The 15,479-nt window shown below is 67.7% G+C and carries 13 protein-coding genes; 9 read left to right on the top strand and 4 right to left on the bottom strand.

Annotated features, from left to right (window positions below):
- Nucleotides 1-98: 98 nt before the first annotated feature.
- The 4 genes from L1F06_RS04325 (at nucleotide 99) to L1F06_RS04310 (ending at nucleotide 4,159) form a co-directional block, all read left to right on the top strand.
- Nucleotides 99-1,109, top strand: a complete 1,011-nt coding sequence (locus tag L1F06_RS04325; RefSeq protein WP_129482892.1) for an ABC transporter permease subunit — start codon at nucleotides 99-101, stop codon at nucleotides 1,107-1,109.
- A 99-nt stretch (nucleotides 1,110-1,208) separates the two neighbouring features.
- A complete protein-coding gene (locus L1F06_RS04320) occupies nucleotides 1,209-2,111 on the top strand; it encodes an ABC transporter permease subunit (protein ID WP_011920994.1) in 903 nt (300 codons plus the stop codon).
- Nucleotides 2,112-2,213: 102 nt separating this feature from the next.
- Nucleotides 2,214-3,188: an ABC transporter ATP-binding protein gene (locus L1F06_RS04315; protein WP_129482891.1), complete on the top strand. Its 975-nt coding sequence runs from the start codon at nucleotides 2,214-2,216 to the stop codon at nucleotides 3,186-3,188.
- The gene (locus L1F06_RS04310) at nucleotides 3,188-4,159 is read left to right on the top strand and encodes a peptide ABC transporter ATP-binding protein (RefSeq protein WP_129482890.1); all 972 of its coding nucleotides are present in this window, start codon (nucleotides 3,188-3,190) and stop codon (nucleotides 4,157-4,159) included. Before L1F06_RS04315 ends, L1F06_RS04310 begins: the two co-directional genes overlap by 1 nt.
- 120 nt (nucleotides 4,160-4,279) lie before the next feature.
- On the opposite strand, the gene L1F06_RS04305 is transcribed toward L1F06_RS04310, so the two are convergent.
- Together L1F06_RS04305 and L1F06_RS04300 are read right to left on the bottom strand one after the other, a co-directional pair.
- Nucleotides 4,280-5,467 carry a response regulator gene (locus L1F06_RS04305; RefSeq protein WP_003242834.1) on the bottom strand — a complete coding sequence of 396 codons (1,188 nt, stop codon included), beginning with the start codon at nucleotides 5,465-5,467 and terminating at the stop codon, nucleotides 4,280-4,282.
- A 34-nt stretch (nucleotides 5,468-5,501) separates the two neighbouring features.
- Nucleotides 5,502-8,999 carry a response regulator gene (locus tag L1F06_RS04300; RefSeq protein WP_129482889.1) on the bottom strand — a complete coding sequence of 1,166 codons (3,498 nt, stop codon included), beginning with the start codon at nucleotides 8,997-8,999 and terminating at the stop codon, nucleotides 5,502-5,504.
- Between the two features lie 159 nt (nucleotides 9,000-9,158).
- Between L1F06_RS04300 and ada the strand changes: the two genes are divergently transcribed.
- Nucleotides 9,159-10,181, top strand: a complete 1,023-nt coding sequence (ada, locus tag L1F06_RS04295; protein ID WP_129482888.1) for a bifunctional DNA-binding transcriptional regulator/O6-methylguanine-DNA methyltransferase Ada — start codon at nucleotides 9,159-9,161, stop codon at nucleotides 10,179-10,181.
- A gap of 185 nt (nucleotides 10,182-10,366) precedes the next feature.
- On the opposite strand, the gene L1F06_RS04290 is transcribed toward ada, so the two are convergent.
- Entirely contained in the window at nucleotides 10,367-10,918 is a 552-nt protein-coding gene (locus tag L1F06_RS04290) for a DJ-1 family glyoxalase III (protein WP_003242831.1), read from the bottom strand.
- 235 nt (nucleotides 10,919-11,153) lie between these two features.
- Here L1F06_RS04290 and L1F06_RS04285 point away from each other — a divergent pair, with 235 nt between their 5' ends.
- The gene (locus L1F06_RS04285; protein ID WP_003242830.1) at nucleotides 11,154-12,446 is read left to right on the top strand and encodes an NCS2 family permease; all 1,293 of its coding nucleotides are present in this window, start codon (nucleotides 11,154-11,156) and stop codon (nucleotides 12,444-12,446) included.
- A 58-nt stretch (nucleotides 12,447-12,504) separates the two neighbouring features.
- A complete protein-coding gene (gene trmA / locus L1F06_RS04280; protein WP_129482887.1) occupies nucleotides 12,505-13,593 on the top strand; it encodes a tRNA (uridine(54)-C5)-methyltransferase TrmA in 1,089 nt (362 codons plus the stop codon).
- A 38-nt stretch (nucleotides 13,594-13,631) separates the two neighbouring features.
- Here the strand turns inward: trmA and L1F06_RS04275 are convergent, their stop codons facing one another.
- The gene (locus L1F06_RS04275; protein ID WP_011920987.1) at nucleotides 13,632-14,015 is read right to left on the bottom strand and encodes a DUF4345 domain-containing protein; all 384 of its coding nucleotides are present in this window, start codon (nucleotides 14,013-14,015) and stop codon (nucleotides 13,632-13,634) included.
- 129 nt (nucleotides 14,016-14,144) lie between these two features.
- Between L1F06_RS04275 and L1F06_RS04270 the strand changes: the two genes are divergently transcribed.
- Together L1F06_RS04270 and ypfJ are read left to right on the top strand one after the other, a co-directional pair.
- Nucleotides 14,145-14,579, top strand: coding sequence for a DUF411 domain-containing protein (locus L1F06_RS04270; protein ID WP_129482886.1), 435 nt, complete (start codon nucleotides 14,145-14,147; stop codon nucleotides 14,577-14,579).
- 37 nt (nucleotides 14,580-14,616) lie between these two features.
- A complete protein-coding gene (gene ypfJ / locus L1F06_RS04265) occupies nucleotides 14,617-15,477 on the top strand; it encodes a KPN_02809 family neutral zinc metallopeptidase (protein ID WP_129482885.1) in 861 nt (286 codons plus the stop codon).
- Nucleotides 15,478-15,479 lie beyond the last annotated feature (2 nt).

Genomic DNA, 15,479 nt, shown 5'->3' with positions numbered 1-15,479 from the left:
CCGCGTCGTGATCGAACGGCTAACCTGCTACCTGCGCGAAGCGATCGCCGGAATTCCAGGCGGCTCGATACCGTTCTGACTAGGAGTTACCCACCGCCATGCTGAGCTTCATTGCACGCCGCCTGGGCTTGCTGATCCCCACCTTCTTCGGCGTCACCCTGCTGACCTTCGCGCTGATTCGCCTGATCCCCGGTGACCCGGTGGAAGTGATGATGGGCGAACGCCGTGTCGACCCGGAGATGCACGCCCAGGCCATGGAGCGCCTGGGCCTGAACAAGCCGCTGTACCAGCAGTATTTCGACTACATCGGCCAGCTTGCCAGCGGCAACCTGGGTGAGTCGCTGCGCTCGCGCGAGAGCGTGTGGCGCGAGTTCCTCACCCTGTTTCCCGCCACCGTCGAACTGGCCCTGGCGGCCTTGTTGTTCGCCGGCACCCTGGGGGTGATCGCCGGCGTGGTCGCGGCGCTCAAGCGCGGCTCGCTGTTCGACCACGGGGTGATGGGCATCTCGCTCACCGGCTATTCGATGCCGATCTTCTGGTGGGGTCTGCTACTGATCATGTTCTTCTCGGTGGGCCTGGGCTGGACGCCGGTCTCCGGGCGCATCGACCTGCTCTACGACATCCCGCCGGTCACCGGCTTCATGCTGATCGACACCCTGCTCAGCGACGAGCCTGGCGCCTTCGGCAATGCCCTGCGCCACCTGATCCTGCCGGCCATCGTGCTCGGCACCATCCCGCTGGCGGTGATCGCACGCATGACCCGCTCGGCCATGCTCGAGGTGCTGCGCGAGGACTACATCCGCACCGCACGGGCCAAGGGCCTGTCGCAGGCGCGGGTGGTCTTCGTGCACGGCCTGCGCAACGCCCTGATCCCGGTGCTGACGGTGTTCGGCCTGCAGATCGGCAGCCTGCTGGCCGGTGCGGTGCTGACCGAGACCATCTTCTCCTGGCCCGGCATCGGCAAATGGCTGATCGAATCGATCGGCGCGCGCGACTACCCGGTGGTGCAGAACGGCATCCTGCTGATCGCCTGCCTGGTGATCCTGGTCAACTTCACCGTGGACATCCTCTATGGCCTGGCCAATCCACGTATTCGCCATCAGAAGTAAGGAAGGCGTGATGAATCGTCTTGTAGGGTGCGCCGTGCGCACCAATAGCGGCGACCAACCATCGGTGCGCACAGCGCACTCCACCCAGGGGGCATGCCCATGACTGCAGCCACCAGCCTCGACCAGAGCCTGCTCTACCCCTCGCCGCTGAAGGATTTCTGGCAGGCCTTCAGCCACAACAAGGGCGCGCTTGGCGGCCTGGCGTTCATGCTGCTGATGGTGTTCTGTGCGCTGTTCGCTCCCTGGGTCGCGCCGCACCATCCCAGCGAACAGTACCGCGACTTCCTGCTCACCCCGCCGGTATGGCTGGACGGCGGCCAGTGGCGCTTTTTGCTCGGCACCGACGAGCTGGGCCGCGACCTGCTCTCGCGGCTGATCCACGGCGCGCGCCTGTCGCTGATGATCGGCCTGGCCTCGGTGGTGCTGTCGCTGATCCCCGGCATCCTCCTGGGCCTGGCTGCCGGCTTTTTCCCGCGTCTGCTCGGCCCGTCGATCATGCGCCTGATGGACATCATGCTGGCGTTGCCGTCGCTGCTGCTGGCGGTGGCCATCGTCGCCATCCTCGGCCCTGGGCTGATCAACACCATCTTCGCCATCGCCATCGTCTCGCTGCCTTCCTACGTGCGCCTGACCCGCGCGGCGGTGATGGGCGAACTGGGCCGCGACTACGTCACCGCTGCGCAATTGTCGGGCGCGGGCCTGCTGCGGCTGATGTTCGTCACCGTGCTGCCCAACTGCATGGCGCCGTTGATCGTGCAGGCCACGCTGAGCTTTTCCTCGGCGATTCTCGACGCCGCCGCACTGGGCTTTCTCGGCCTCGGCGTGCAGCCGCCCACGCCCGAGTGGGGCACCATGCTGGCCTCGGCGCGCGACTACATCGAACGTGCCTGGTGGGTGGTGACCCTGCCTGGTCTGGCCATCCTGCTCAGCGTGCTGGCCATCAACCTGATGGGCGACGGCCTGCGCGATGCGCTCGACCCGAAACTGAAGAACGCCATCTGAGGAGGCCCATATGCACATGATGATCCCGGTGCGCATGGCGCACCCTACTGCACGGCCCCCTCGGGTGCGCCGTGCGCACCACGGCGGACTGGAGACCACACCATGAGCCTGCTGGATATCCGCAACCTCTCGGTGCGCTTCGGCGCTGCCGACGCCGTGCCGGTGGTCGACGGTCTCGACCTGCGGGTGGACAAGGGTGAGGTGCTGGCCATCGTCGGCGAGTCCGGCTCCGGCAAGTCGGTGACCATGATGGCGCTGATGGGCCTGATCGATGCGCCCGGCATCGTACAGGCCGACTGCCTGCAGTTCGACGGCACCGACATGCTGCGCCTGAAGGGCCGCCAGCGTCGGCATATCGTCGGCAAGGACCTGGCCATGGTGTTCCAGGACCCGATGACCGCCCTCAACCCCAGCTACACCGTGGGCTTCCAGATCGAGGAAGTGCTGCGCCAGCACCTCGGTCTGAAAGGCAAGGCGGCGCGGGCCCGTGCCCTGCAGCTGCTGGAAAGGGTGGAGATCCCCGGCGCCGCCAGCCGCCTCGAGGCCTACCCGCACCAGCTTTCCGGCGGCATGAGCCAGCGCGTGGCAATCGCCATGGCGATCGCCGCCGAACCCAAGCTGCTGATCGCCGACGAACCCACCACCGCGCTGGACGTGACCATCCAGGCGCAGATCATGGAGCTGCTGCTGAATCTGCAGCGCGATGAAGGCATGGCCCTGGTGCTGATCACCCACGACCTGGCGGTGGTCGCCGAAACCGCCCAGCGCGTCTGCGTGATGTATGCAGGACAGGCGGTGGAACTGGGCCGGGTGCCGACCCTGTTCGACGCGCCCAGCCACCCCTACACCGAGGCACTGCTCAAGGCCATTCCCGAACACAGTGCCGGCGCCCATCGGCTGGCCACGCTGCCGGGCATCGTTCCCGGTCGCTACGACCGTCCGCAGGGCTGCCTGCTGTCGCCACGCTGCCCCTACGTGCAGGAGCGCTGCCGCCAGCAACGCCCGACGCTGGACGCACACGAGCGAGGCGCCGCGCGCTGCTTCTTCCCTCTGGTACCCACGGCGGAGGTGGCCTGATGCACACCGTACTGCAAGCCCACGAGCTGACCCGTCACTACAGCGTCTCGCAGGGTCTGTTCAAGCCATCGGCAACGGTGCAGGCGCTCAATGGCGTGTCATTCACGCTGGCGGCCGGCAGGACCCTGGCGGTGGTCGGCGAATCCGGCTGCGGCAAGTCCACCCTGGCCCGCGCCCTGACCCTGATCGAAGAGCCCAGCGCAGGCAGCCTGCAGATCGCCGGGCGCGAGGTGGCCGGCGCCAGCAGGACCGAGCGCAAGCAATTGCGCCGCGACGTGCAGATGGTGTTCCAGAACCCCTATGCCTCGCTCAACCCGCGGCAGAAGGTCGGCGATCAGTTGGCCGAACCGCTATTGATCAACACCGACCTGTCGCGTGCCGAGCGCCGTGAGAAGGTGCAGGCGATGATGCAGCAGGTGGGCCTGCGCCCCGAGCACTACCAGCGCTACCCGCACATGTTCTCCGGTGGCCAGCGCCAGCGCATCGCCCTGGCCCGCGCCATGATGCTGCAGCCCAAGGTATTGGTGGCGGACGAGCCGACCTCCGCGCTGGACGTGTCGATCCAGGCGCAGGTGCTCAACCTGTTCATGGACCTGCAGGAGCAGTATGAGACCGGCTACGTGTTCATCTCGCACAACCTGGCGGTGGTGCGCCACGTCGCCGACGAGGTGCTGGTGATGTACCTCGGCCGCCCGGTAGAGATGGGCGCGGCCGAAGCGCTCTACGCCCGCCCGCTGCATCCCTACACCCGCGCCCTGCTGTCGGCGACGCCGGCCATCCATCCCGATCCGGACAAGCCGCGGGTACGCATCAGCGGTGAGTTGCCCAATCCGCTGAATCCGCCCTCCGGCTGCGCCTTCCACAAGCGCTGCCCGCATGCCGATGAACGCTGCCGCGGCGAACGCCCGGAGCTCAGGTTGATCGATGCGCGGCAGGTGGCCTGCCATCATGTGGAGCGGATCGTCGACTAGCTCCCGGCCATGGCGCGACGCCGGTGTCGCGGGACCGCCCAGGTCATGCGCACCAGCCGTGGTGCGCACGGCGCACCCCAGGTTACAAGGTGGGCGAGCAATGGATGGCGCGGCGCCGGGTCATGGCGCCGATGGCAGGGTCAGTTCGATGCTTTCGGCCAGCGAATCTTCCAGCCGCTGCAGCTCGACGCCGACCGCAGCGGCGTCGTCGGCCAGGGATTCGGCGATACGGATGAACTGCGGCGTCGCTTCGACGAAGGCCAGCACCACCATCGGATCGAAGCGCGTGGCGCTGGCCGCGCTGATCTGCGCCACCGCCTGCGCCGGGCTGATGCGCGGCAGATAGGGGTGCGGGCAGGTCAGTTCCTCGAAATGGACGATCAGCGCCATCAGTCGCGCCGACAACGGAATCTGCTCGCCATGCAGCCCCTGCGGAAAGCCCTTGCCATCCCAGCGCTCGTGCTGACCGTAGACGATGTCCTTGGCATCGGAGAGGAAGCCGGCATTGCCGCCCAGCTTGCGCTCGGCGCGCTCCAGGGCGTCACGCGCGGCCGTCACGCCCTCCTGCAACAGGCGCAGATCGGCCTCCTCCGGCTCGCCGTGGCTGAGCAGCACGCGGTCGGGCAGGGTCAGACGCCCCAGTACGTGGAGCATGGCCGAACGTCCCAGCTGGGCGATGCGCTCGGCGTCCAGCTCGGCGCTCAGCGCCGGCTGCTGCCGGGCCAGGGCCGTGGCCAGGCACCTCATGTAACGCTCGATACGCTGCAGATGGCGGCTGCGCGGGTTGTCGCGCATCAGCGCCAGGCTGGCCATGGCCTCGATGGTCACGTCCTGCAGTTTCTGGATGTCGCGGGTGCGCCGCTTGACCTCCAGCTCCAGGTATTCGCTCTTGTCGCGCAGGTAGTCGGTGGCAGCCTTGAGCTGCAGCTGCGCCCTGACCCGGGCGAGCAGAATGGGCGGGCTGATCGGCTTGGTGATGTAGTCGGCGGCGCCCAGGTCGAACCCCAGCTGCTCGGCGGCCACCTCGCTCTTGGCGGTGAGGAAGATCACGGGAATGTCGCGGGTCTGCGGGTCGGCCTTGAGCTGGCGGCAGACCTCGTAGCCGTCCATCTCCGGCATCATGATGTCGAGCAGGATCAGATCCGGCGCCGGGCTGGCCTGAGCGATACGCAAGGCCTTGGCGCCGTTGCTGGCGACCTTGACCCGATAACGGTCGATCAGCAGCTCGCTGATCAGCTGCAGGTTGTCCGGGGTGTCATCCACCACCAGCACCATTTCCTGTTCGGGTCTGTCGAGCATCTCGACCATCGCGTCTCTCCGTGCCTCAGCACTCAATGCCTCGTTAGCACTCTATGCCTCGTTGCGCCGCGGCCTCGCGCAGCACCTGCAGCGCCCGCTCGAAGTCGTAGCCCTGTACCGCACGGGCGATGGCTGCATACCCCTCATTAAAGGCGCTCTGCAGCATTTCGCCCTGCTCGGCCAGCAGTTTTCCGCTGCGCGGATCGTCGTCGTCGAGCAGGTGCGCGAGCTGCCGGCAGACCGTTCGCAAGTGCTCCTGATCGAAGCCCTCCGCCGCGCTGCTCGGTACCTGCGGCAGGTGCATGGCAATGGCAGCGAGCAGCGGTTGCAGTTGCCGCTCCAACTCGGCCAGCAGCGCCTCGAACGCATCGCTGCCGCTGGCGAGCGCACGTTCCAGTTCGGCCGCCTGCGCCTGCAGGGCGCTGGCACCGATGCTGCCGGCCAACCCCTTGAAGGTATGAGCCAGGCGCTCGCCACGGGCGTTGTCGCCATCGGCAAGGGCACCGCGCAGCTGTGCCGGAAAATCGGCCTGCACGCTGGCGAACTTGCCGAGCAGCTCCAGGTACAGCTCGCGCTTGCCCAGTACCCGACGCAAGCCAGCGGCCACGTCGACTCCGGGCAGCTGCAGGTCCAGCTCCACCGTCTCCTGCGCCTGCCGCAGGCCGCTGTCCGCGCCCGGCAGCCAACGCATCAGAGTGCTCCACAGGGCCGTAGGTTCGATGGGCTTGCTCAGATGATCGTTCATGCCGGCCGCGAGGCAGGCCTGACGATCGTCGGCCAGGGCATTGGCGGTCATGGCCACGATGGGCAGCGCGGCGAAGCGCGCCTGGGCGCGCAGCAGACGGGTCGCGGCCAGGCCATCGAGCACCGGCATCTGCATGTCCATCAGCACCAGCTGGTAATGGTCGTCCGCCGCAGCCTGCAGCCGCGCGATGGCCTGCTGCCCGTTGCCGGCAACCTCCACCTGCAGGCCGGCCTCCTGCAGCAGGGCACTGGCCACCTCCTGGTTCAACGCGTTGTCTTCCACCAGCAGCACGCGGCGCCCGGCGAAATCCGGTATGCCGGTGCTGACGGCGCCGTGTGCGTGACCGCTGTCGGCGCGGCCATCCAGGCAGCGCATCGCCACATCGAACAGCAGCGAGGGGTTGAGCGGTTTCAGCAGCACGTCCTCGACCCCCATGCGCCGTGCGCCCTGCAGCAGATCCTCGCGGCCGTGGGCGCTGACCATCAGCACCTTGGGCTGCGGAGACAGCGCCAGTGCGCGTACCCGCCGCGCCAGCTCCAGCCCGTCGATGCCGGGCATCTGCCAGTCGATGAACAGCAGTTCGAAGGCATCGCCCGCCGCCTGGGCCTGCTCCAGCAGCGCCAGCGCCTGAAGGCCGTCGGCCGCCTCGCTGACACGGAAGGTCATGCCACGCAGCATCTCGCTGAGCACCAGGCGGGCGTTGGCATTGTCATCGACCACCAGCACGCGTCGGCCACGCAGATCGGCCTGCGGCTGCAGCGCCGCACGCTGGCGGTCGCCCAGGGCGAACGGCAGGCGGCACCAGAAGCGGCTGCCACGGCCAAGCTCGCTGTCCACCCCCACCTCGCCCCCCATGGCCTCGGCCAGCCGCTTGCAGATGGCCAGGCCCAGTCCGGTGCCGCCGTACCGGCGGGTGGTGGAGCTGTCCGCCTGCTGGAAGGATTCGAACAGCCGCGCCTGCTGCGCCGGGCTCAGGCCGATGCCGGTATCGCGCACCGAGAACAGCAGCCAGACCTGCTTGCCGTCGCGCTTCTCCAGTTCGATGGACACCTCGACCTCGCCGTGCTCGGTGAACTTGACCGCGTTGTTGGCGTAGTTGATCAGGATCTGACCGAGCCGCAGCGGATCGCCGAGCAGGACGCAGGGCACCTGCGCATCGCGTCTGAACAGCAACTCCAATCCCTTGCCGGCAGCCTTGTCGCCGATCAGGTTGGCCAGGTTGTCGAGCACCTGCTCGAGGTCGAACTCGATGCACTCGACGCGCACCTTGCCGGCTTCGATCTTGGAGAAGTCGAGGATGTCGTTGATCACCCCCAGCAGGTGCTGGCCGGCCTGCTGGATCTTGTTCAGGTAATCGCGCTGGCGGGGATCGAGATCGGTCTTCAGGGCCAGGTGCGACATGCCGATGATGGCGTTCATCGGCGTGCGGATTTCGTGGCTCATGTTGGCGAGGAAGTCGGCCTTGGCCTGCGCCGCCTGTTCGGCCATCGCCTTGGCCCGCGCCATGGCGACCTCCACCTCCTTGCGCACGGTGATGTCGCGGCCGGTACCGACCAGCCCGAGCAGCTGCCCGCGGTCGTCGTAGAAGGCCGCACGCAGGGTGTCGTAGAACACCCGGCGGCCGTCGGCATGGGTCAGCCAGGTCTCGGTCTCCAGCGGCATGCGGCTGGTCAGGGCACGGCGGTCGAGGCCGGCACGCTCGCGGCTCAGCTCGGCATCGAACAGTTGCTCGTCGCGGCAACCGACCACCGTCTCCGGGCTGCGCCCGAAGATTGCCGCGAACGCCGGGTTGCAGCCGCGGTAGACGCCGTCGCAGTCCTTGAACCAGATCGGATCGGGTATCGCGTTGATCAGCGCCAACAGGGTACTGCGCTGACGCCTGGCCTCGGCTTCGGCGCGCTGACGTTCGGCGATCTGCACGGTCAGGCGGCGATTCCAGATCAGCACGAAGACGATCAGCACGAACAGCCCCAGCACGTAGGGCCAGCCCACCTGCAGGGCCTTGCGCCAGTTGAACTCGGTGAGCGGCGGCAACCAGCGCACCCGGATGGTCTCGCGCTCCTCGCCGCTCAGGCTGGCCAGGGCGCGGTCGAGCAGCTCCACCAGCTGTGGCAGGTCGCGGCGCACGCCGAAGCGGATCTCGCTGCTGCTGAGCCCCGATTCGCCACGCAGCTCCAGGTTGGTCAGGTTGTGCCGGCGGATCAGGTAGCTGGCCACTATCATGTCGCCGAGGTAGGCATCGGCGCGCCCCGAGGACACCGCGCGCAGGGCCTCCTCGGTATTCAGCGCCTCGATCAGCAGCACGTCGGGCACTTCATCGCGCAACCGCTGCTGCAGGACGTAGCCACGCTCGATGGCCACACGCTTGCCGGCCAGGTCGGCGACCCGCTGGATCTGCACCTCGGGGCGACTGAAGATCAGGCTGCTGCTGATCAGGTAGGGGTCGCTGAAACGCATCCAGCTTTCGCGCTCCGGGGTGCGCGCCACCGAGGGCAGGATATCGATCTCCCCCTTGCGCAGCGCCGCCAGGGCCTGCTCCCAGTCGTCGTAGTACACCGCGTCGACCTGCACGCCGAGGCGCTCGCCGAGCAGGCGCAGGTAGTCGGCGCTGATGCCCTGGTAACGACCGTTCTCCACCATGTCGAAGGGCGGCCAGCCGGTACGCTCCACCCCCACCAGCAAGCGCGGATGCTGCGCCAGCCAGGCCTGCTCCGCCTTGCTCAGCGGCAACGCCCTTGCCGGTAGCAGTGCACTGCAGCACAGCAGCACCAGTACCCAGCCAATCAATCGCCGCATGCGCCCTCCCCGGGTTTGCTCGAGCTGCCACCACGTCGCCCGTCCTGGCGCGGCAGCTCCCAGACAGCCTTTAGACTAGCCCGGCTTTGAAAGCGCATTACGGATTGGCACTGACCCGGCCGCGGGCCGACAATCGAGTCAGTCACGAGGAACATACCGATGCTCGACTCCGACCACTGCTGGCAGGCCGTCTGCGCGCGCGATACGCAACACGATGGCGCCTTCGTCTTCGCCGTGCGCACCACCGGCATCTATTGCCGGCCGAGTTGCCCGGCACGGCGGCCGCGGCGCGACAACGTGGTTTTCTACAGCGACGCCGCCAGCGCCGAAGCCGCCGGTTTCCGCCCGTGCAAGCGCTGTTCGCCGCAAGGACAAAGCCCGGCGCAACAGCTCGATACGCTGGTCGCGGCCGCCTGCGCGCTGCTGCGTGGTGAGCAACGCCTGACGCTGCCACAGCTGGCGGCACGCATCGGCCTGTCGCCCTCGCATCTGGCGCGTGCATTCAAGGCGCGCACCGGCCTGACGCCCCATGCCTGGGCTGCAGCTGAACGCCGCAGCCGTTTCGACGAGCGCTTGGCACAGGCGCACAGCGTGCTCGACGCCGCCTTGGCCGCCGGCTACTCCGGCACCCGTGCCCTGTACGAAAAACCCCAGGCCATGACGCCCGCACAGCGCCGCCAGCGTGGCGCCGGCGAATGCCTGCGCTACAGCATCGCCCCCTGCCCGCTCGGCCAGGTGCTGCTGGCGACCAGTGACCGGGGCGTCTGCGCCCTGCTGTTCGGCGATGATCCACAGGGGCTGCGCGAGGAGCTGCAACAGCGCTTCGCCGCCGCCCGCCTCGAAGAGGATGCAGAGAGTTTGCGCAGCTGGCTGCAGCAGGTGCTGACGCAACTGGAAGAACCGCAGCGCGCCATCCATCTGCCCCTGGACATTCGCGGCACGGCCTTTCAACAGCGGGTATGGCAGGCGCTGCAGCGCATACCCAAGGGCGAAACCCGCAGCTACGCCGAACTGGCCGGGCAGCTGCACAGCCACCCACGCGCCGTGGCCCGTGCCTGCGCCAGCAATGCCATCGGCCTGCTGGTGCCCTGCCACCGCGTGGTGGCCAGCGATGGCAGCCTCAGCGGCTACCGCTGGGGGCTGCAGCGCAAACGGCGCTTGTTGGAGCAGGAGCAGTCGTAAGGCATCGCGGATTCTCGGTGCGCGTGGCGCACCCTACACGCCGATGCGCGTGGCAACCGGTGCGCCGTGCGCACCAGCTCTGCTGGGTTTCCACACCAGCTCGTAGGGTGGGCTTTAGCCCACCATTCCTGGACGGCGCTTTGCGTAGCCGGATGCAATCCGGGGACAGATTCAGTGCCGCGGTCCTACACCAGCATCGCCTTCGCCACCTCGTTGCGCGTGCTGCGGCCGACCAGCTGTTCCACCAGGGTCAGGGCGAAGACCAATGCCGTACCCGGCCCCTGACTGGTGATGCAGTTGCCGTCGACCACCACCGCCTCGTCGACGAAGGTGCAACCGCTGAGGCGATCGCTGAAGGCCGGGTAGCAGGTCATGCGCCGTTGCCGCAGCACGCCGTACTGCTGCAGCGCCAGGGCGGGCGCAGCGCAGATGGCGGCGAACAGCTCACCGGCCTTGGCCTGCTGGCGCACCCGCTCGGCCAGCGGCTCGAACTCGGCCAGGTGCTGCGCACCGGGCATGCCGCCAGGCAGCACGATCAGGTCGAAATCCTGCGCCAGCACGTCCACCAGCATGGCATCGGCGGTCAGGCGGGTGCCACGGGCGCAGGTGATCATCCGGCGCTCCTCGATGCTGGCTACCAGCACCTCGATCTCGGCACGGCGCAACACGTCGATCAGGGTCACGCATTCGAGATCCTCGACCCCCTCGGCGACGGCGATCAATGCTCGCTTGCTCATCTTTTTCACTCCTTCGGGCTGAAGCAGAAACTGTCTGCTCGGTCATGAAAATGGCCTCAAGGTTGCATGGCAACGGCCGCTGGGCCGGCCGTCTGCGTCGCAGGCCCATAAGTTCACCGGCGAAAAACCTTGCTGGTATCATGCGCGGCTTTTGCAGAAACCGGCAATTTCCGGCCGGAATATGCTTTGCTTGCTTCTGAGCATTTTTGGTGCACTTGCGCCTCGGGGAGACTCCATGCTGGAAAGACTGTTCCAACTCAAAGCCCACAACACCTCGGTACGCACCGAGGTACTGGCCGGGATCACCACCTTCCTGACCATGGCCTACATCCTCTTCGTCAACCCCAACATGCTGGCCGAGACCGGCATGGATCACGGCGCGGTGTTCGTCGCCACCTGCCTGGCCGCCGCCATCGGCTCGCTGATCATGGGTCTTCTGGCCAACTACCCGATCGCCCTGGCGCCGGGCATGGGCCTCAATGCCTTCTTCACCTATACCGTGGTCATGACCATGGGCTACAGCTGGCAGACCGCCCTGGGCGCGGTGTTCCTCTCCGGTGCGATCTTCTTCCTGCTGTCGATCTTCAAGATCCGCGAGTGGATCATCAACAGCATCCCCCTGGCCCTGCGTGCCGGCATCGCCGCCGGTATCGGCCTGTTCCTGGCGATCATCGCGCTGAAGAACGCCGGCATCGTGGTCGACCACCCGGCCACCCTGGTCGGCCTGGGCGACATGAGCAAGGGCGGCGCGCTGCTGGCCTGCCTGGGCTTTTTCGTCATCGCCGCGCTGGCCTATCGCAAGGTCACCGGCGCGGTGATGATCGGCATCCTGCTGGTCACCGGCCTGTCCATCGTGCTCGGCCTGTCCGAGCTGCCGGGCGTGGTCTCGATGCCGCCGTCGCTGATGCCGACCCTGCTGCAGCTGGATATCGCCGGCGCGCTGGATATCGGCCTGATCAGCGTGATCTTCGCCTTCCTCTTCGTCGACCTGTTCGACACCTCCGGCACCCTGGTCGGCGTCGCGCAGAAGGCCGACCTGCTGGACAAGGACGGCAAGATGCCGCGCCTGGGCCGCGCGCTGATGGCCGACAGCACCGCCACCATGGCCGGCGCCGCGCTGGGCACCAGCACCACCACCAGCTACATCGAATCGGCTGCCGGCATCAGCGCCGGCGGGCGCACCGGCCTGACCGCCTGCGTGGTCGCCGCGCTGTTCCTGCTCAGCCTGTTCTTCGCCCCGCTGGCCGGCTCGGTGCCGGCCTACGCCACCGCTCCGGCGCTGCTGTTCGTCGCCGTGCTGATGATGAGCAGCCTGGCGCAGATCGACTGGGACGACCTGACCGTCGCCGCCCCGGTGGTGGTCGCCGCCCTGGCCATGCCGCTGACGTTCTCCATCGCCAACGGCATCGCCTTCGGCTTCATCGCCTGGACCGCGGTCAAGGTGCTGTCCGGCCGCTGGCGTGAACTGAACCCGGCGATGTGGGTGCTCTCTGCCCTGTTCATCGTCAAGCTGGCCTACTTCGCCTGACCCTCCTCCCACCGACGACCGGCCGCCCAGCCGGTCGTCGCCGCTTTAGAGTGTTGCCATGAGTGCCCCCGTATTCGACCCCGCCACCTACGACGCCCAGCTCGCCGAGAAGAAGCAGCGCCTGATCGAGCTGCTGGCCCCCTTCGCCGCGCCCGAGCCCGAGGTGTTCGATTCGCCGCGCGAGCACTACCGCCTGCGCGCCGAGTTCCGCCTGTGGCGTGAAGACGGCCAGCGCCACTACGCGATGTTCGCGCCGGGCGACAAGCACACGCCGATCCTGCTCGACGACTTCCCCATCGCCAGCCTGCGCATCAACGAGCTGATGCCGCGCCTGCGCGCCGCCTGGCAGGCCAGCGAGGCGCTGTCGTTCAAGCTGTTCCAGGTGGAATTTCTCACTACCCTGGCTGGCGACGCGCTGATCACCCTGGCCTACCATCGCCCGCTGGACGAGGCCTGGCAGGCCGCGGCGGAAAAACTGGCCAGCGAGCTGAACGTCTGCCTGGTCGGCCGCTCGCGTGGCCAGCGCCTGGTGATCGGCCGCGATTACGTGGAAGAGGAACTCACCGTGGCCGGGCGCCGCTTCCGCTATCGCCAGCCGGAAGGTGCCTTCACCCAGCCCAACGGCGCGGTGTGCGAGAAGATGCTGGGCTGGGCGTATGAGGCTCTAGGCGAACGCGATGACGACCTGCTGGAGCTGTATTGCGGCAACGGCAACTTCACCCTGCCGCTGGCCACCCGCGCGCGGCGCGTGCTGGCCACCGAAATCAGCAAGACCTCGGTGAACGCCGCCCTGGCCAACCTGGCTGACAACGGCGTGAACAACGTCGAGCTGGTGCGCCTGTCCGCCGAGGAGCTGACCCAGGCGCTGAACGAGGTGCGCCCGTTCCGCCGCCTGGCCGGCATCGACCTGAAAAGCTACGACTTCGGCAGCGTCTTCGTCGACCCGCCGCGCGCCGGGATGGACCCGGACACCTGCGAGCTGACCCGGCGCTTCGAGCGCATCCTGTACATCTCCTGCAACCCCGAGACCCTGGCCGCCAACATCGCCCAGCTGAGCGACACCCACCAGGTGACGCGCTGCGCCCTGTTCGACCAGTTCCCCTACACCCACCATATGGAAGCGGGTGTATTGCTGGAACGGCGCTGAAGCACCTGCCGTAGCCCGGATGCAATCCGGGCTACGGTTCAGCGTGACAAGCCGCGCAACGCCCACCAGGCCAGGCCGGCCGAGACCACCTCGAGCAGCAGCGCGTAGAGGTTGAAGGTCTGCTGCGTGCCGCCATCGAGCCACAGCCCGGCAATGCGCGCCAGCGCCAGCACGCTGTACAGCAGCACCAGCAGGATCAAGGCCGGACGCAGCAGGTCCTGGCGCATCAGCGCCATCGCCAGGTAGGCCGCCAGCCCCAGTTGCAGCCCTCCGTAGTAGGCCCGGACTTCGGTCACCGCGGCGTTGCTCATCAGCAGCGCGCCGCTGAGGCTGGTCATTTCTTCGGGGCGGATGAAATAGGCCAGCCCCAAGCCGACCAAGGCAGCGATCTGGATCAGCAGGACGATTCGTGCAAGCAGCATCGACGGGTTCCCGGTAGCCAAGGATGCACGCAGCATAGGCCGCCGTCGGTCGCGACGCATAGTCGCAATGGCTTGGGCCATGCCACAGCCGGCGCTATGCTGGGCATTCGTTTTCCCTGGAGCCTTGCCATGCGCCGTTCACTGCTCGCCCTCTTTCTCTTCACCAGCCTGGCCCAGGCCGGCGAAGCCCTGACCATCGACGTGCATCGCGACGCCAACTGCGGCTGCTGCAAGGCCTGGATCGATCATCTGCAGGACAACGGCTTCACCGTCAACGACCATGTCGAGGCCGACATGAGCGCGGTTAAGCAGCGGCTCGGCGTCCCGCCACGTCTGGCGTCCTGTCACACCGGGGTGATCGACGGCAAGTTCGTCGAAGGCCATGTACCGGCCGCCGACATTCTCAAGCTGCGTAAGCGCGTCGACCTGATCGGTGCTGCCGTGCCCGGCATGCCCATGGGCTCGCCCGGCATGGAGTACGGCGACCGTGTCGATGCCTACCAGGTGATCGGCCTGGACAACCAACGCCAGGATGTCGTGCTGAGCGACTATCCGGGCAACTGACCGCACCTACCGCAACGACCGATCAGGGGAGCGAACGATGCGCTGGCAACGCGGCAGACGCAGCGACAACGTGGTGGATGCCCGTGGCCGCACCGGCAGACGCGTGGGCGGCGGCCTGAGCCTGGGCGGCGTCGCCCTGGTGGTCATCGTCAGCCTGATGATGGGCCAGGACCCGCTGCAGATTCTCGGCCAGATCGCCGACCAGGCCACCCAGTCCCAGGTCGGCCCGTCAGGTGGCGTACCGGCCGCCAATGACCAGCAGCGCGAGTTCGTCCGCGCCATTCTCGGCGACACTGAAGACACCTGGCGCGAGCTGTTCCAAAGCGCCGGCCAGCAGTATCGCGACCCGCAGCTGGTGCTGTTTTCCGGCGGCGTGAACTCGGCCTGCGGCTTCGCCAGCTCGGCGGTCGGCCCCTTCTACTGCCCGGGCGATCAGCGGGTCTACCTCGACATGACCTTCTTTCGCGAGATGGAGCAGCGCTTCGCCGCCGCCGGCGACTTCGCCCGGGCCTACGTGATCGCGCATGAGGTCGGCCACCATGTGCAGACCCTGCTCGGCGTCTCGGCCAGGGTTCACGCGGCTCGCCAGCGCGGCGAGCGGGTCGAGGGCGACGGCGGCCTGCTGGTGCGTCAGGAACTGCAGGCCGACTGCCTGGCCGGCGTCTGGGCCCACCATGCCCAGCGCCGCCACGACTGGCTCGAACCCGGCGATCTGGAAGAGGCGCTGAATGCCGCCAGCGCCATCGGCGACGACCGCCTGCAGAAGCGCACGCAAGGCCAGGTGGTACCGGATGCCTTCACCCACGGCACCTCGGAGCAACGCGTGCGCTGGTTCAGCACCGGCTTCGAGACGGGCCAGCCGGGACGCTGCGACACCTTCAAGGCAGCCCGCCTGTAACG

It is taken from the genome of Pseudomonas hydrolytica, from assembly GCF_021495345.1.
Classification (GTDB): Bacteria; Pseudomonadota; Gammaproteobacteria; order Pseudomonadales; family Pseudomonadaceae; genus Aquipseudomonas; species Aquipseudomonas hydrolytica.
Note: the sequence above shows the minus strand (reverse complement) of the source record. Positions and strands in the feature narration are given on the sequence as shown.